The organism is Prevotella sp. HCN-7019, assembly GCF_037890215.1.
Classification (GTDB): Bacteria; Bacteroidota; Bacteroidia; order Bacteroidales; family Bacteroidaceae; genus Prevotella.
In genome coordinates this window covers 14,088-32,550 of the sequence record NZ_JBBKBO010000005.1, presented here as the reverse complement: position 1 = coordinate 32,550, position 18,463 = coordinate 14,088, and the positions used below count along the sequence as shown (strand labels likewise).

At 43.9% G+C, this 18,463-nt stretch carries 13 protein-coding genes; 11 read left to right on the top strand and 2 right to left on the bottom strand.

All coding sequences use genetic code 11. The features are described 5' to 3' along the window. Window positions 1-142: 142 nt before the first annotated feature. The 9 genes from WKT13_RS08195 to WKT13_RS08155 all read left to right on the top strand — a co-directional run bounded on the left by WKT13_RS08195 (window position 143) and on the right by WKT13_RS08155 (window position 14,168). Complete coding sequence (locus WKT13_RS08195) at window positions 143-2,284, top strand: peptidylprolyl isomerase (protein WP_340323524.1); 2,142 nt, start codon at window positions 143-145, stop codon at window positions 2,282-2,284. Window positions 2,285-3,135: 851 nt separating this feature from the next. Then, complete coding sequence (locus tag WKT13_RS08190; RefSeq protein ID WP_340323523.1) at window positions 3,136-3,762, top strand: ATP-binding cassette domain-containing protein; 627 nt, start codon at window positions 3,136-3,138, stop codon at window positions 3,760-3,762. Between the two features lie 21 nt (window positions 3,763-3,783). After that, the gene (locus tag WKT13_RS08185; RefSeq protein WP_340323522.1) at window positions 3,784-4,632 is read left to right on the top strand and encodes an ABC transporter permease; all 849 of its coding nucleotides are present in this window, start codon (window positions 3,784-3,786) and stop codon (window positions 4,630-4,632) included. A gap of 104 nt (window positions 4,633-4,736) precedes the next feature. Beyond that, entirely contained in the window at window positions 4,737-5,579 is an 843-nt protein-coding gene (locus WKT13_RS08180) for a DNA/RNA non-specific endonuclease (RefSeq protein ID WP_340323521.1), read from the top strand. Window positions 5,580-6,021: 442 nt separating this feature from the next. Beyond that, window positions 6,022-7,500 carry a hypothetical protein gene (locus tag WKT13_RS08175; protein ID WP_340323520.1) on the top strand — a complete coding sequence of 493 codons (1,479 nt, stop codon included), beginning with the start codon at window positions 6,022-6,024 and terminating at the stop codon, window positions 7,498-7,500. A 104-nt stretch (window positions 7,501-7,604) separates the two neighbouring features. After that, window positions 7,605-9,149, top strand: a complete 1,545-nt coding sequence (locus WKT13_RS08170; protein WP_340323519.1) for a hypothetical protein — start codon at window positions 7,605-7,607, stop codon at window positions 9,147-9,149. A 163-nt stretch (window positions 9,150-9,312) separates the two neighbouring features. Beyond that, on the top strand, window positions 9,313-11,475 hold the full coding sequence (locus WKT13_RS08165; protein ID WP_340323518.1) for a glycoside hydrolase family 3 C-terminal domain-containing protein: 2,163 nt from the start codon (window positions 9,313-9,315) through the stop codon (window positions 11,473-11,475). Between the two features lie 1,080 nt (window positions 11,476-12,555). Further along, window positions 12,556-13,341: a Nif3-like dinuclear metal center hexameric protein gene (locus WKT13_RS08160; protein WP_340323517.1), complete on the top strand. Its 786-nt coding sequence runs from the start codon at window positions 12,556-12,558 to the stop codon at window positions 13,339-13,341. 2 nt (window positions 13,342-13,343) lie between these two features. Beyond that, complete coding sequence (locus WKT13_RS08155) at window positions 13,344-14,168, top strand: zinc ribbon domain-containing protein (protein WP_298618055.1); 825 nt, start codon at window positions 13,344-13,346, stop codon at window positions 14,166-14,168. Window positions 14,169-14,302: 134 nt separating this feature from the next. Here WKT13_RS08155 and WKT13_RS08150 read toward each other — a convergent pair whose 3' ends face one another. Both WKT13_RS08150 and WKT13_RS08145 read right to left on the bottom strand, forming a co-directional pair. Further along, on the bottom strand, window positions 14,303-15,100 hold the full coding sequence (locus tag WKT13_RS08150) for a DnaJ domain-containing protein (RefSeq protein WP_298618057.1): 798 nt from the start codon (window positions 15,098-15,100) through the stop codon (window positions 14,303-14,305). A 196-nt stretch (window positions 15,101-15,296) separates the two neighbouring features. Then, complete coding sequence (locus tag WKT13_RS08145; RefSeq protein ID WP_340323516.1) at window positions 15,297-15,749, bottom strand: type I restriction enzyme HsdR N-terminal domain-containing protein; 453 nt, start codon at window positions 15,747-15,749, stop codon at window positions 15,297-15,299. Window positions 15,750-16,039: 290 nt separating this feature from the next. Between WKT13_RS08145 and holA the strand changes: the two genes are divergently transcribed. Beyond that, a complete protein-coding gene (holA, locus tag WKT13_RS08140; protein ID WP_340323515.1) occupies window positions 16,040-17,071 on the top strand; it encodes a DNA polymerase III subunit delta in 1,032 nt (343 codons plus the stop codon). 777 nt (window positions 17,072-17,848) lie between these two features. Next, window positions 17,849-18,304: a helix-turn-helix domain-containing protein gene (locus WKT13_RS08135; RefSeq protein WP_340323514.1), complete on the top strand. Its 456-nt coding sequence runs from the start codon at window positions 17,849-17,851 to the stop codon at window positions 18,302-18,304. Window positions 18,305-18,463: the final 159 nt, after the last annotated feature.

The following is an 18,463-nucleotide window of genomic DNA, read 5'->3' as shown; positions in this document are numbered from 1 at the left end:
TGACAATAATTTAGTATTTTTGTGCGCATTTCGCAGAGTGTGCGGTATATGTTGATAACCTACAAATCTATTGTATATACAGCACATCCCACAGCGTCTTAAATTAAGAAAAAACAATAAAAATAATAAATAATCAAAAGTAATGGCAGTATTAGGAAAAATCAGAAGCAAAGGTGCTCTGCTGGTAGGTGTTATCGGTCTGGGCCTTTTTGCATTCATCGCCGAAGAGGCCTTCCGTTCTTGTGAAACGTCACAGAACGACAAACGCCAGCAGGTCGGCGAAGTATTAGGAGAGAAAATCAATATTCAGGAATTTCAGGCACTTGTAGACGAGTACACTGAAGTGATGAAATTGCAGCAGGGATCTGAAAGTCTGAACGACGAACAGATGAACCGTGTGAAAGACATGGTATGGAACACATACGTTCAGAACAAGATCATCGAGAACGAAACAGAGAAGCTCGGTCTTACTGTTACAGACGCAGAGATGCAGAATGTTCTCAATCAGGGTACAAACCCGATGCTCATGAGCACTCCTTTCATCAATCAGCAGACAGGACGTTTCGATGCAAACGCACTCAAGAAGTTTATTGCCGATTACAAGACTCAGAAAACAACCAATCCTCAGATTGCCGCTCAGTACGAGCCGATGTACAAGTATTGGACATTTATTGAGAAGAGTCTTCGTCAGCAGCTGCTTACACAGAAATACCAGAATCTTTTCGCACAGTGCCTCATTTCAAACAAGGTAGAGGCTAAGATGGCATATAAGGACGCTAACGAGGAGAGCAAACTCAGCCTCGCAGTGTTCCCGTACTCAAGTGTTCAGGACAGCAAACTGAAGTACAACGATGCTGACATGAACGCCAAGTACAACGAACTGAAGGAACGTTTCAGACAGTATGTAGAGAGCCGTGACATCAAGTACATCGATGTAAAGGTTACAGCATCTGCCAAAGACCGTGCAGCTCTTGAGAAAGAATTCAACAATTATGCAAAAGAACTTGCAGCTGCAGCCGATCCTACAGAAGTAGTACGTAAGAGCATGTCTCAGGTAGCATATCTCGGAGTACCTGTTTCAAAAAATGCTTTCCCGTTCGATATCTCACGCCGTCTGGATTCTGTTGCAGTTGGCAGCACATCAAAAGTTATTGCAAACAAGCTTGACAATACTCTCAACCTTATAAAGATAGTTTCAAAACAGCAGCTTCCTGACTCAATTCAGTTGCGTCAGATCCAGGTTGCAGGTAAGGATGCCGCTGATATCAAGCAGCGCACAGACTCAATCTACAACGCACTGAAAGGTGGAGCAGACTTCGAACTCATCGCAAAGAAGTACGGTCAGGCCGGAGAGAAATTCTGGATGACAACACGTCAGTATGAAAGCGCTCCTTCTATGGATAAGGACACCAAGAACTATATCACAGCTATCAACACATCTGCTGTTAACGAGCTGAAGAGCATACAGTTCACACAGGGAAGTGTTATCATGCAGGTTGTTGACCGCAGAGCTATGACTGACAAGTATGTTGCAGCTGTAATCAAGCGCAGTGTTGATTTCTCACGCGACACATATTCTGCTGCTTACAACAAGTTCAGCGCTTTTGTCAGCGCAAACCAGACATCTGAAGCACTTCTTAAGAACGCTCAGAAGAACGGTTATACAGTGCTTGAGCGCAAGAATATCACAACTGCCGAGCACGACGTTGCTGGCATACGCAGCACACGCGACGCTCTCAAGTGGGTGTTCGAAGCAAAGGAAGGCGAGATATCTCCGATGTATGAGTGTGGCGACAACGACCACCTGCTCATCGCAGTTATAGATAAGATTCACGAAAAGGGTTACCGCACACTCGATGATAAGGAAGTTAACGAGTATGTGAAGAACCAGTTGTTGAAAGACAAAAAGGCCGAAGTTCTTCTGGCAAAGGCTAAGGGCGCTAAGAGCGTAAATGATGCCAAGGCTAAGGGTGCCAATGTTTCAGAAGTAAATCAGGTTACATTCAACTCACCGGTATTTATCCCTGCAGTAGGCGCAAGCGAGCAGGCACTCAGTGGTGCTGTTGCTGCTACAGCCAAGGGCAAGTTCTCTGCAAAACCTGTTAAGGGTGAGGCTGGAGTTTACGTGTTCCAGGTTGTTGACAAGAAGATGCGTCCAGGCAAGTTCGATGAGAAGGCTATGCGCGACAACGCACGTCAGAAAGCATTGCAGTGGGCTGGAAACTTCATGAACGAGCTTTATCTCAAGGCTAACGTAGTGGACAACCGTTACCTCTTCTTCTAATAGAAATACATTGTATAAGACATAAAAAATCTCCGCGGCAAAATGCCTGCGGAGATTTTTTGTTTCTTTCCATCTATGTATTATGTTCAGTGAAGTCTGGTTCACGTATGGTCTGTGCGCTGTTCTGTTTATGGAGCTTTCTATTACTCATGTCCTTCTGTACGTATGCATGCTTTTGCTGCTTTATACGTTTCTGCAAGTATGCCGTGTATAAATATTCACGTACAACCTTGTGAGAACGCTGTCGTTTTCAGCCAGAGTCTGTTTTGTCACAAATACGCAGCTCTCTTGAGGGTGTTAGGATAGGCTTTTATTCAGTCTGTTGCTTGTTGTCTCTCTTTTTTTACTTTATTGCTGACATACGGAATAGGCTTTTTGGTGTTGCCAGACGGCCTTTCTCACATTACGAAACCGTCTTTTCCGCATTGTGAGAAAGCCTGTTTTGTGGAAAAGAACGGGCCTTCTTGTACTATATATACGGTTCTTATGTCTTATGCTCAGTCTTTTTCCTGCTTTCTATCGTGTTTTTTATCGCTTCTTGGCATGTTCTTGTCGTATCTGTCAAATATCTTTTATAGAAAATATTGTCTGGGTAATTTACTTTCCGGAGTGTATGAATATTCAAGAATAACCGGCTTTCAGGCAGTTCAAACACGGTAGGCTTGACGCGCGTGCTCTATTTAGGGACACGCATAAAAAAACGATGTCAAAAGTTGGACGTGCCATGATATTTTTGTATGTTTGCAATTACTTAATGCTTTATTGCGGCCGTACAGTCGGTTTGTTGCTGATGTTTTTCATTCGGCAGCGGGGCTGTGAGGCTCTTTTTCATGGGTTTTAGAATAACGCGTATGCTCGAAATAAAAGATGGTACTCTTTCTGTTGGCGGACATGAGTTGTTCCGTGATCTGTCGTTCTGTACGGCAGATAGTGGTCTGACGGCTGTAACCGGACCATGCGGATGCGGCAAGACATCGCTCATCAGGGCATTTCTCGGTTTTCTGCCTTTGGCTTCCGGTTATGTGTCGGTGGACTGTGAGGCCATATTGCCACGTACTGCGGCACTTTTCAGAGCTGATATGCTGTACGTGCCGCAGGACATTAGACTGTGCGTACGCAGTTTTGCCGAGGTATTCGAGGCTTTGTCAGAACTGAGGGCGAATGCCGATATTACCTATGCACGCAAGAAATTGTTCTATGAATGGAAACGTCTAGCGCTTGACACTGCCCTTTATGACAAACCGCTGGAGGAGATTGGCGAGTCTGCTTTACGCCGAATGATGATTTCGGTAGCAGGAGTGGTGAACAGAAAGAATATTCTGCTTGATGAACCGTTTGCCGGACATGACCGTGAAATTCAGTCTGTCGTCATGTCCTATCTGCGCACCCTTGCCTCGTCAGGTCATATTGTATTGCTTGCAACGGGCGACACCGCTCTTGCCGGAATGTGTGACAAAACAATAGAAATGGGCATCTGAACATTTAGAAAAAACAAGAAAATGAACATAACATTAATAGGATTTCTGCTTGGAATGCTGCTTCTGGCCCTGCCATTGGCGGCTATGTACAGATATGGACTGCGCATATCCGCGGGGCGGGCTATGTCGGCCATTGTCCGGATGGTGATTTATGTGGGCATTATGGGCTTTGTGATGTATATGCTTCAGAAGGACGGCAGCGTGGCGATGAGCCTTCTGTTTGTACTGGCTCTCATAGTGCTGGCATCGGTGGCATCCATACTTCGTTCGCGTCTTAGCCTGCGTGTGCTGTTTGTTCCTGTCCTGGCTGCTGTGGCAGTGTCGGTCATAGTCGTCGGAGCATGGCTTTTGCTTGTGACGCTCGGCACGGATGCTGTAGTCAGTCCACGTTTTTTCCTGCCTGTTGTCGGCATCCTTTCGGGTACAGCCATAACGGTGTGTGCTGATTCGCTTTCGGCATATTATGACGGATTGAAACACCATAACCAGCTCTATTTCTATCTTCTCGGCAATGGGGCTACACACGCCGAAGCTCTCGATATGTTTGTGCGTCGCGCTCTTGATAAAGCCGTTGTGCCGGGACTTTCGCAGATGTCTACTGTGGTTGTAGGCACGGCACCGGTGATGATGTGGACAATGATAATGTGCGGATGCGGAGCGCTGGAGGCTGCTGCGTTCCAGATGATGGTCATGGCTGCCGCGTTCTGCGTTTCGGTTATGTCGGTGTTGCTTGCCGTGATACTCACACGCAAGTATATGTTTGACGCATACAGTCGCCTGAAACCATTGCGCGAAACCGACAGTAAAGAAGCTCCTGCAGTGCAGGAAACCACCGTTCAGGAAACTGACGGACCGGAAGAAGAGAATTGAATTATGCGCCGTGGACAACTAAGTCCATGGCATTATGTTATTGAGATATAAAATACCGTCTGCGGATACCCGCAGGCGGTGATTTGATTATAATAAACAGAACTATGAGAACAAGAACTTTTTATGCAGGCCTTGCGCTTGCTGCGCTCACAATGACGGCGTCGTGCTCGGACGCTATGCGCCATCGTGCCGCTACGTTGAAGGCCATTGCCGGTGCGGTTGCCAATGATAGTCAAGTTTCCCGTGAGCAGCCGGAGGGTGGGGACGATTTACTCCTTTCCGTAACTCCCGATTCAGTGCCGTCGATGATACTTGAACGTGCGGGATATGTCACATCTTATAATAAGAAGACAAAACTGCCAAACTGGGTGGCATGGCATCTTACGGCCGATAATACTAAGGGTAGTCACAGTCGCAAGGGCATTGATTTTATGGAGGATGAGGACGTACCGACGCCTCGTGCCGACGACTGGGACTATTACAACTCAGGTTATGATCGCGGGCATATGTGTCCGGCTGGTGACAACAAATGGGATAGTGAGGCCATGCGTCAGTCGTTCCTTTTCACAAACATCTGTCCGCAGGCACCCGGACTCAACCGTGGCGACTGGAACGAGATGGAGAATGCGTGCCGCAGTTGGGCGCGTGAGAACGGTGACATATACATAGTCTGTGGACCGATTCTTTATAAAGGACGTCACAAAACCATCGGAAAGCACAAGGTGGTGGTGCCTGAAGCCTTTTTCAAGGTGGTGCTTTGCATGCGCGGTACGCCTAAAGCCATAGGTTTTATCTATAAGAATGAAGACGGCAACCGTCCGAAAGGTGATTATGTGAACAGCGTTGACGAGGTGGAGCGCATCACCGGTTTCGACTTCTTCCAGTCGCTTCCGGATGATGTGGAGCAGGCGGTGGAAGCCACTGCAGACCTTAACGAATGGCAGTAGGGATTTCTGTGTCTTGCGGCCGTTGTGTATATGATTGTCTTTTGTCAGATGTCTTCTGTAGGATAAAGTTTCTATTCTGGCAGTGCTTTGATATTATTAACCATTGCTTAATTATAATTTGCACAACATTCTTGTTGCGTTGGTATATTTATTCGTATATTTGGACAAAATAAAACCAAAATATCATATTATTATGAAAACCAACAGTCAGAATGAAAGGAGCTTGCCATTTGGTGATGTATAACCTGACTGGTTGACTGTAAATGGCAATGAAGGTGTTTGTGCGTTAGGATTCTGATATAAGAATCTGGTTCTATATATGAGAAAGGACATCAACAGCGGTGGAATAAATGTTCGTTTCTATACGTGTAAAGCAGGGAGTGACAATATTGTTTATTTCTGTTTTATTGTGAAATGTTTTACTCTTTAAAAATGATTTATTATGAAACGTCTGGTTTTTATATTGACAGCAGTCTGTACAGCTATTCCTGTCATGGCACAGAATGTTGATGATGGTGGTTCAGAGAAAGTGACATTTTTGACTGACGGCATTGGCTCAGATAGTATTCCGATGAATGTGTATCAGGTAATGACCGAACCACCGCAGTTTTATGGCGGTATGTGTGCCATGGATAAGTTCATAATAGACAATCTCCGTTATCCGGCGGAAGCATGGAATGATACGATATACAGTAAGAAAGATGTATTTGGCAGTAATTGTATCATAAGGAAAGACGGCAGAGCCATATTCCCACGTCCTACAGACATGCACCCTGCATTGTCGCAGGAGATAGCCAGGGTGGTGTCGCTTATGCCGAGTTGGAAGCCGGCGACTAAGGATGGAAAGATTGTTGATGTGGTATTCGCAATATCTACATCGGTGCTTGATCCGTTTTTCCATATTCCATACAGTGGCATGCCATATGTAAAAAAGGCTATTGAAGCGTCCAACAGTCTGAAAGAAAATTACAAGTTTGGAATAAGCAAGGCACAGACTGACAGTGTGGCTACGCTGATATATTCTGTGCATGAAAAGGGATGGGACGAGATGACATCCACATTGGCAGGAGCCCGTCTTCTGGCAATGTTGGGTAGATATGATGATGCGGTGGCCATGCTAGACAGGGCACTGGTGAAATATCATGATATTGGTTTCACAAAGGATGGCCATTTAGGAAATTTATATCCTGACCTTTCTTGTTATAATCCGAAGGTAGAGCTTTATTCGGTTATGACTCTTGCTGCTATATATGACATGTCTGGACAGAAGGACAAGGCGCGTGAGACATACGATAACGCAATATGGTTGGCCGGTACTATGGCAGAGCAGGGTATCAGGGATAATGGTACGGAGTCGCAGCGATCACGGCATTACAATGACCTGATGCGCGAAAAAGCCGCCATAGTAAGTAAGGAGCGTGGCGCAAGCGTAAGGCTTAATCCGTCCGAACGCCGTGAGATAGATTATGAACCAAGGCTTGGAGACACGAACTGGAGAATAGAGCAGCGCATGGCAGAAGGAAAGATAAGCAATGCGAGAGTGTCCCAGATAAACGGACAGATGGATATGATGAACTTTGACCAAAGCAACCGGAAAAGCGTGAGTGACGCTTTCAGGCTTTATAAGATATGCGCCATGCTCACCGGTCTGCGTGACGGGACTGAGGCTGAGCATGCATTTGTCTCAGAAGTATCTGGTGGAGAAGCCGGTAAGAAGATGGCAAAATATTTCACTAAATGGAGTAAGAACTTGTCTTTGCCGGTCGCAAGCCATAAGGAAATGTTGGAGAACATTGTGTTCTATGCACCTTTAAATGTCTCAGGAACAGAAAATGAAACAGATCAGGCAGCAGCCAAGGCGTTCTATGATAAGCGTAAGAAGGTAGAGGAGGTTTATCCGCTCGGATGGTTGTGTAAATGAGGACCTCTTATATAACATACTCATGAAATGTGAGTGTATGCTTGTTTACTGTCGATGATTATCTTACTTAATATATTATAACAAATAAAACAGGGAGGATGATTATGAGGAATATTGTTTTTATTTTATTGGCATTTCTACCTTTTTGTTCTGTGAGCGGACAGTTCGTAAAAGGCAGCGAAAAACATCTTGGTAATTCGGAGACTCTGAAGAAATATAAATTTATTGTTGATGATGAATATGGTGACAGTATTCCATCGGTAGTTTATGACCATATGGATACCCCGCCTGAGTTCCCCGGTGGTATAGGAGAAATGGATAAGTTTATACGTGAAAATCTGAATTTTCCGTCTAAATCATGGATATACTGGAAAAAGAGTGGTTTGGCAAGGACAAATGTGACGAAAATTAGAATAGGAGATTGCGTGGTCAGGAAAGATGGCAAGGCAATACTTGTGAGAACAACGGACGAAGTAACACCAGAATTGCAGAAAGAATTGGCACGAGTTGTCTCTATAATGCCGCGTTGGAAACCTGCCAAGCTCAATGGTGTTGAGGTTGATGTGATATTTCATATTGATACCGATTTACTCGAACCAAATCTTGTTGTACCATACAGCGCAGTGCCACTGGTGAAAGAAAACAGAAGACTTGTGCATCTAGTGGATCATCATTATTCTTATGGTATGGACAAAAACTTGGCGGATAGTGTCGCAGAGAAACTCCTTTCTACTCATAGGGCTGGATGGAGCGACATTGAGTCGGCAGTGTGTGGTGCCCGTCTCCTCAGTGCTTTGGGAAGATATGGCGATGCTACAGAGATGTTGAAAGAAATGCTTAAGACGTATCACACTTTTGGTTTCAGGAAAACACCTAACCCGGAAACCGGAAGGTATATGCTTGACCCTTATTTTACAAAATACTGTTATGACCCTGTTAAGGAATTGGACGCAGCTATTACGCTTGCTGCAATAACTTGTATGTCAGGAGAAAAAGACAGTGCTCGCGTTGCTTGTGACAATGCCTTGGAACTTATAGATATGTTCCTCGTAGAAGGAATGGGTGAGGCAGAAATGAGTATGCAGGAAATACAGATGCGCGCTGATCTTCTTCAAGAGAAAGCGGAGATAGTAGATCGTGAATCAACACCAAGTATAAGGTTAAACTCTTCAGATCGTCATGACATAGAACATGAGATGATGCTTGGAGCACGTAACCGAGAGATTGACAAGCGAATTGCTGAGGGAAAGATTAGTAATGCAAGGGTAGTGCAGATAACGAATCAACTTGACAACATGTTTAAGGAACGCCAGGACAAGGCTACCGACCGTAATACTGTTTTTCTTTACCAGCTTAAGGCCATGCTGATAGGCATGTGCGATGGAATCGATGAGGAGCAAAAATATATTGAAAAGTTGGTAAATGGTGATGGTGTTGGAAACAAAGTGGCCGAGCGTATGGATAAATGGAATAATAAAATTTCCTTACCGGTGTGTGACGAAAAGGATTTTCTAGAATGTGTGGTGTTCTATGCTCCTTTGAACGATGAAGGAATAAAGCCGGATGACGCTCGCAAGATCGCTGGAAACTTTTATGACAGACTCAGGCAAATAGAGAAAGTCTATCCTTTGAAATGGTTGAAGAAATAATACATCTAATGTGGATGTAATTCGTAATTGTTGTTTGTAATATATATAACACGAAATAAAGACATAAAAATCCGATTGGGATGTGTTTTTATTTCGTGTTATTGCTTTTTTTATTATCTTAGCACATTATATTATACTAACTTTTCTTAAAACAAAACCTGTCATGCAAACTAAAAAACTGATAGCTTTGCTTATTGCAGCCATGCCGATGTCGGTATGTGCGCAGCTTCTGCCTTATCAGGACACGAACCTCACGCCGGCGGAGCGTGCTGAGGATTTGTGTTCACGACTGACGGTAGAGGAGAAAATATCGCTGATGATGAACAATTCGCCGGCCATACCGAGGCTCGGAATACCGCAGTTCGAGTGGTGGAACGAGGCGTTGCACGGAGTGGCACGCAACGGTACTGCCACAGTGTTTCCGGTGACAATAGGTATGGCTGCATCGTGGAACGACGAGCTGGTATATAAGGTATTTACGGCGACGAGCGACGAGGCGCGTGCCAAGAATGCCGAGGCCAAGCGTACGAACACCATGGAACAGTATCGCGGACTGTCGTTCTGGACACCCAACATAAACATATTCCGCGATCCGCGCTGGGGACGCGGACAGGAGACATATGGCGAAGACCCTTATCTGACATCGCGTATGGGACTGGCCGTGGTGCGCGGATTGCAGGGCGACGACTATGCTCCGGACGGCAACAAACCGAAGCACAAATATATGAAACTGCTGGCTTGTGCCAAGCATTTTGCTGTGCACAGCGGTCCGGAATGGAGCCGCCACCGCTTCAATGTGGAGGATCTGCCGGCGCGCGACCTGTGGGAGACGTATCTTCCGGCGTTCAAGTCGCTTGTGGTTGACGGCGATGTGAAAGAGGTGATGTGTGCCTATCAGCGCATCGACGGCGAACCGTGCTGCGGCAACACGCGCTATCTGCAACAGATATTGCGTGGAGAATGGGGCTTTAAAGGGCTTGTGACGAGCGACTGCGGAGCGGTGAGCGACTTCTGGCAGTCGTGGGGACACGGTTTTTCTAAGACTCAGAGCGACGCCAGTGCACGTGCTTTGGTGACGGGCACCGACCTTGAGTGTGGAAGCGACTACCGCTCGTTGGGCGAGGCTCTGAAGCAGGGAAAGGTGAGCGAAAAGGATATCGACACTTCGTTGAAACGTCTGTTGAAAGCCCGTTTCGAGCTTGGAGACTTTGACGATGACGCGCTTGTGGAGTGGACCAGACTGCCTATGAGCATCGTGGCGTGCAAGGAGCATCGTCAGCTTGCCGCCGAAATGGCGCGACAGACTATGACGCTGCTGAGCAACGATGGCATTCTGCCTCTGAAAAAGAGTGGAATGAAGATAGCTGTGCTCGGTCCTAACGCCAACGATTCGACAATGTTGTGGGGAAATTATAACGGATTTCCGCTTTCTACGGTCACCATCTGGCAGGGAATAAAGGCAAAAGCACCGTCGGCACGGCTCATAGAGGGTTGTGAATATCTGCATAATAATGATAAGGTGAACGCCGGAAACGTAGCCGGTCTGGTGGGCGATGCCGACGTTGTGATATTCGTAGGCGGCATATCGCCGCGTCTTGAGGGCGAGGAACTGCCGGTGGAGGAACCCGGATTCAAGGGTGGCGACCGTCTGACGATAGAACTGCCGGCTGCACAGAGCGAGCTTGTGAAGGCATTGAAGGATGCCGGCAAGAAGGTGGTGTTCGTCAACTGTTCGGGTAGCGCTGTTGCTCTTACTGCAGAACACGGCAATGCCAACGCCATACTGCAGGCGTGGTATGGAGGAGAGCAGGCCGGAACAGCCGTCGCCGATGTGCTGTTCGGCGACTACAATCCGGGCGGAAAACTGCCTGTTACGTTCTATGCAAGTACATCGCAACTGCTTGATTATGAGGATTATCGTATGACGGAACGCACTTACCGATACTTCACTGGCAAACCGTTGTATCCGTTCGGTTACGGACTCAGCTACACAACCTTCTCGATAGGTAAGCCTAAGTATAAGAACGGAACGCTGACCGTGAAGGTGAAGAATACCGGAGAACGCGATGGCGAGGAGGTTGTTCAGGTGTATGTGCGCAATCCTAAGGACACCGCAGGACCTCAGAAGACCCTGCGCGGATTCAAACGTGTGGCAGTGAAGGCCGGCGATACGGAGACGGTGAGCATAGACCTGCCACGCAGCACATTCGAGCTTTGGGACGGTGAGACAAATACCATGCGCGTCGTTCCAGGAAAATATCAGCTTATGGTGGGCAATTCCTCGGCAGACGAAGATTTGCGTGAGATATCCGTGAAGGTTGAGTGACGGTGCGTGAAAATGAAAATAGCGAGTCTGAAATAAGATAAAAACGTATATGGTATAGGAATAAAAAAGTAAGAAACGTATATCGTAAGACATAAAATGCCATGTCAGCAGACGGCGAGTGAAGCTACGTGCGAGCCCCTGCGACATGGCATTTTTGTATGCTGTCAGTGCTTTGAAACGTGATTATGATGTCTTTTCTTTCTCTGTGTCGCCAATTACGTCCGGCCTTTAGCATACTCTGATGCAGCGTTATGCTACATATTCATGGTTGTTATGACACTGTTACAGCGCATGTTTTTGCAAATATTTATTAACATCTGTTTGCTTTTGAACTATGACATTTAACATTTCGTTTTCCTTATTACAGAAAAATCCGGAGTGGTTTTTATATGCATAACACCCAGTTCTACACGGATTGGAATCCGGAGTCGGAGTGATTGTCGTGCAAGAGAGCCTTTATTACACCGTGAAACATACGATATCAGGCCCTGATATCGTATGTTTTGATGCCTGAAATGGTGCATATCGGAGTGTAATAAAGGCTCTTTCGCAGAGCGGAAAAATACTTATGAAAATATGATGTTATATAAATGTTTGTTTATCAGCGTATTACATAAAACTTGAAAATTCGCGTTTTTTCGACCAAAATGGCAGTCGGTTCATTCTGGTGGACTTTTTTCGCGATTTTTGCGGAGCAGATTTAACTGTTCATCCATCGTTTTTCTGTTTTTTTATACATTCGGCAGTAGAAAATAAGAGCCATCTGTCGGGGAATATCCATGGCGTATGATTTTGATTCCGACCACGTATTTTCCGTTTCTTATATATCCTGCATCAGGAAATGGCGACGCAGGTCGCGGAATATATTTTGTATATGGTTTTAATAACAAATATATGGTCAATCCCTGTATTTTTTACACAGTTATATTGTCGTTCCGGAAGTGGTGGACGTCAGCACAATGGATTAAAGATATTGGTGTGACTGGTTAAAATAATGTAAAAAGGACGTCTGGCTATATATAATGTATAAGGATTTTATTATCTTTGTAGCCTATTATAAACATAACATAGCTGAAAAGCGTGAAAATAAAGGAAGTGATGACCGCCCTTGAACGTTTCGCGCCTCTGCCTTTGCAGGAAGGATGGGACAATGCCGGCCTGCAAATAGGATTGACGGAGGTGGAAGTCTCAGGGGCTTTATTGTGCCTTGACGTGAACGAAGCAATCATCGACGAGGCTGTGAGCAAGGGATGCAATCTGGTTGTGTCTCATCATCCGCTGCTGTTCCACGGGCTGAAGACCATTTCGGATGCCGACAGCGTGCAACGCACGGTGATGAAGGCGATAGAAAACCGTGTGGCAGTGGTGTCAATGCATACAAACATGGACAACGCGCGTGGCGGTGTGAACTTTAAGATTGCGGAGAAAATGGGGCTCACAAACGTGGATTTCTTTGCACGTAAGACCGTTGACGGTATAGAGGCCGGAAGCGGAGTGGTAGGAGATTTGCCGCAGCCGATGGATGCGGCGGAGTTTGTTGCCGGTGTGAAGAAACAGTTCGGCGTGGATTGCGCCATGTGTAACGAGCTGCTGAAACGCCCAGTGCGCCGCGTGGCAATATGTGGCGGAGCGGGAGATTTTCTGCTCGACGATGCCGTGAAGGCCAGCGCCGACGCTTTTGTTACGGGCGAGATGCACTATCATGTATACTTCGGACGCGAGCAGCAGATACAGATATGCGTGATAGGACACTATCAGAGTGAGCAATATACGAAGGAAATATTCAAAACAATAATCGAGGAGGAGTGTCCGGGTGTGCCGGTTGTCATGGCTCAGACGAACACCAATCCAATAATCTATTTATAATTATGGCAAAGAAAGATCCAACAGATTTATCAGTGGAAGAGAAACTGAGAACTCTTTATCAGCTTCAGACAACGTTGTCGGGAATAGACGAAAAGCGTGCACTGCGCGGTGAACTGCCTCTTGAGGTGCAGGATCTTGAGGACGAGATAGAAGGTCTTAAGATTCGTGTACAGAAAATAGAAGACGAAATACAGGAGTTCCAGTCGGCTGTTTCGCAGAAAAAGGCTGAGATACAGGAGGCTGAGGCAAGCGTGGAGCGCTATAAGACACAGTTGAATGACGTGAAAAACAACCGTGAGTATGACACGCTGACAAAGGAAATAGAGTTCCAGAGTCTTGAAATAGAGCTTTGCAACAAGAAAATCAAAGAGGCTCTTCTGAAGGTTGAGGAAAAGAAAAAAGACCTAGAGCAGAACAAACTGTTGATTGAAGACCGTCAGACTGCACTCGAAGACAAGAAGGGTGAGCTGGACGAGATTATGCAGGAAACACGCGAGGAAGAGGAGAAACTGAAGGCAAAGGCAAAAGATCTGGAAACAAAGATTGAGCCGCGTCTGCTCTCAAGCTTCAAGCGCATACGTAAGAATGCGCGTAACGGTCTGGGAATTGTTTACGTTCAGCGTGACGCCTGCGGAGGATGCTTCAACAAGATTCCGCCACAGCGACAGCTCGATATTAAGATGCACAAGAAAATTATTGTGTGTGAGTATTGCGGACGTATCATGATTGATCCGGAACTGGCTGGTGTTAAGACTGCTGTTGGCGAGCTTGATGACAAACCAAAGCGCAAGCGCGTAGTACGCAAGACAAAGAAGGCTGACGAATAATAATTCTGTTGCAACATACAAAAAATGCGAAATGGAACACTTCGCATTTTTTGTATGTTGTTTTTATTTAATGCAATTTTCTGTTGTTTTTGAGTTCTTTTCTCTTAAAAGTCAGGGGCTTGATATCCTTCTGATTACAGACCGCGGGCTTTATATATAAGCTCTTTGGCGTTGTTTATCTCCTGGAATTTCTTCTCTGCGGCTTTCTTCACATCCTCGCCAAGTGTAGCTACGCGGTCCGGATGGTGTTTCAGCGCCATTTTTCTGTATGCGGCCTTTATCTCGTCGTCTGTCGCATCCGGACTTACGCCAAGTACTTTGTATGCCGCATCGAGGCTGCTGTCGCCATACTGCAGATTGAGCATTGAGTCTATATCAGCAGTGGAAATGCCGAGATTGATGGCAACTTCTCTGAGTGCGTCGTTCTCTTCCTTTACGATGATGCCGTCGGCTTGGGCTATCATTACGAGGAAATTAAGCAGTTGCAGGCGTTGCGAGTAGCCCAGATTTCTTTCTATCTGCCGGCAAGCATCCTGTATTGTGGCTCTGAAACTTGCTGCTCCCATCTGTTTCTGTTGTTCGAACAGTCGAAGCATTATTTTTTCTCCTTCGGCTTTGGCTATTTCTCCGAAATTACGGCTTAGAAAACGTCTTACAAGCTCCATTTCAGAATGCATGACCTTACCGTCGGCTTTGATGATGTAAGAGGACAGAACGAGAAGTGAGAAAAGAAAAGAATTGCGTTCTCCTTCATATGCCCTTTGTTGGTTGTAATTGTCATCGAACATTTGTCCGTTGCCTTCGTCTTTGCCGTTGACACTGTCCATTCCTTTTTCAAAAAGCCATCCCAGGGCAAATCCTGCGAGTGCTCCCAGAGGGCCGCCTCCCAGTATGAATCCCAGATAGCCTCCTATCCATTTTGATGCTCCCATATTTTGATTTTTATTTGATTATCGTTTGGTTATTCCCGGCTGTTTTACTGTCATTTTTATAATGAGTCGGTAAATCCGTTCTGATGTATTACATTATATGCAAAGATAATGCCTTTGTGTTTTTCTGACAATAAATTAAGTAAAAAGTAGATATTCTTTTATTTTTATAATAATTGGAACCAGATCAGTCCGGCTGTCATATGATGTCCGGATAGCTTGGAATATCTTTAAGAAATGTGTAGCTGCGCTGTTCGTAATCCATTTTGCAACAATAGTGTTGCAGACCGTTGCTCATGATCAGATAGTCTACGTGGAGCAGCAGGTTGTATGCCGATATCTGGTCAAATACGTTGCGTGTTATGGCGATGTCTGGTGCTTTGTATTCTATTATCATTATCGGTTTGAGACTTCTGTTATATAATACGGTGTCGGCACGAAGTGATTTGGTGCCGCATTTCAGACTTACTTCGTTTGCCATGAGTGAGGCCGGATACGATTTGTGCTCTATCATATAATGTACGAAATGCTGTCTCACCCATTCTTCAGGAGTGAGTGCCACATGCTTTCTTCTGAGAATATCGTATATGGCCGGCCTTTGTTTTGTACCGGACAATTTTATTTGAAAACTTGGTAGGTTTAGTCGGATCATTTTATTAATTTTGTACCAAGGAATAATCCGTGCATAATGCAGATTCTGACAAGTTGTCTTTGTTGCAGAAGCAATGGATTTTGTGTCTGTACACGATTGTTTTTGATTGCAAAGATAATGTGAATAGTGTATGGAACAAAATAATTCATGTCTGTTTTTATGGGTGGATGCATGATTCTGGCACATCTCACAATGTATGGATCCATGAGGAATTGGAAGACATTATCCATTCTGTTTCTGATCTTATTCAGTAGGATGTGTGTTGGTTTTAAAAAAACAAGTATTTCAAAATGGCAGAAAAGAAGTCTGTGACAACATATGAATCTGTGATGCATGATCTGAAGGCTCGCAGATTTTTCCCCATATATTTATTGATGGGCGAGGAGTCTTATTTCATAGATAAGATATCTGATTATATTTCTGATAATGTGTTACAGCCTGACGAATTGTTTTTCAATCAGAATATTCTTTTTGGTGCGGACGTCACAGCGTCACAGATTGTGGATATTGCAAAAGGTTATCCTGTGATGCCGGCAGAGCACAGACTGATTGTTGTCAAGGAAGCTCAGAATCTTCGTTCTTTTGATGCTTTGGAGAAATATCTTGATAAACCGGTGTCTTCGACAATTCTGGTATTGTGTTATAAGAACGGAACAATTGACAGACGTAAAAAGATTGTAGCTAAAGCTGAATCCGTCGGCGTTGTTTTTGAAAGCAAAAAAAAGCGTGATAATGAATTGCCGGGATTCATCACAACGTATATGAAAATGCACAAGGCGGCTATTGATGAAAAGTCGGCAGCTATTGTTGCCGAACATATCGGTTCTGACATAAGTCGTCTTGTTTCTGAGTTGGACAAATTGCTTATCTCACTTCCGGATAATGATAAACGTGTGACACCTGAAATCGTGGAACATCAGATCGGAGTGAGTAAGGATTACAACTCGTTTGAATTGCGTCGTGCCATCATTGAACGTGATATAATGAAGGCAAATAGAATAGTAAATTATTTTGACAAAAATCCAAAGGCTGGTTCTGTCTATTCTTTCTTGCCTTTGTTGTTTGGTTTCTTCCAGAATCTGATGATAGCACATTATACTCCGAATCGCACAAATGATTCTGCTGTTGCAGAGGCGTTGGAACTGAAGACGCCATGGGCGGCAAAGGAGTATATGATCGGTATGAAAAATTACACTCCCATGAAAACAATGCAGATTATTTCTAAAATAAGAGAAATTGATGCCAAAAGTAAGGGGTTGGGTAATCCAAATACAGGTTCTGGGGAGCTTATGAAAGAGCTTATATTCTATATTTTGCACTGAAAAACGCCCTTTTTCGTCCTGTTTTTTTCTAAAATACAACTTTTGTTTATAGCCTTTTTTTTGCATAAATAGCTATAAATACGATGGTTATGTGAATTATTCCCCCATATATTTTGAATATTTTGAGCTGATCTTGACGTTTGTCGGGATTATTGAAAAAATGGAAAAAATTGCCATGATAGAGTTATGAAAATCAACAGTTAACCAATTTTTGCATTTAAGTTTCCTGAATATTATATTGTAAACATGTTGGATACTTGCATGATTATCACATTTGTAAATATGTAATATAAATCTTTGTGTGAACTAAACAAATATTGATTTGTATATACAAATCAATATTATTTTACTTTATATATGCATATGTATATATATGCAATAGGTGTTTTGTGTGTATATATTAGTGCAAATGAGCCAGTTAAGAGAAAATATTAATATAAACATTTAATATTCGTACTATTATATAGGAATAATACCTAAAATAATAACGATTTTACCTATTTATACATTGAAATAACCCTATTCATTATCAGCGTAAAATAATGATATGCATAAACAAAATATTAGATGTGTTTTCTGCACTATAATATAGATTTGTATATGTAAATGTATATTATCAGAATTATTGTTGTTTGAAATATTGAATTTGATATCATAAATGTAATTTATTTAAATGTAAATATGCTATACAAATGTTGTGTATGTGATTTTTTTGTTTTAATTTTGTGGAATCAATATAAAACACCTATTTATAGACTATAAAAACAACTTTTATATATGAAAGACAGAATCAGAAAGGTCATGGAGAGTCAACATATGACACAACAGGTATTTGCTGAATTCATTCAAATTGCTCCGGCAACATTAAGCAGTATATTCACCGGTCGTACCCGTCCTACTCTTACAATCGTCGAAGCAATAAAAAATAAGATACCTAATATATCTACAGATTGGCTATTGTTTGGAAATGGTGATATGTATATTGACGGTGAGGATGCAGATCTTTCAGAGAAAGCTCAGGATGATTCTGGAAGGGTTACGGAGAGGATGCTTGACTTTGATGATCAACAACCCTCCCCTTCGGTAAAACCTTCCCCTGTATCAGGTGTTCAGTTTTCGTATAGCGATACAAAAAATATAGTAAAAAATTTTGACAAACCACAACGCAAAATAACTGAAATAAGAATCTTCTATGATGATCAGACTTGGGAAACATTCGTGCCTAAGAAATAAGGTGATATAATGTTTCACGCTATTATCATCATGTTGTTTTATTCGGAAATATTATATTGTCAATGGTGCTTTTGGGAGTGGTTTTCGTGCTGTATAGTAACGAAAAGGAGTTTGGATAATAACTCTCTGGTGATAGCGCGTTGTACGCTTCTGTAGCAC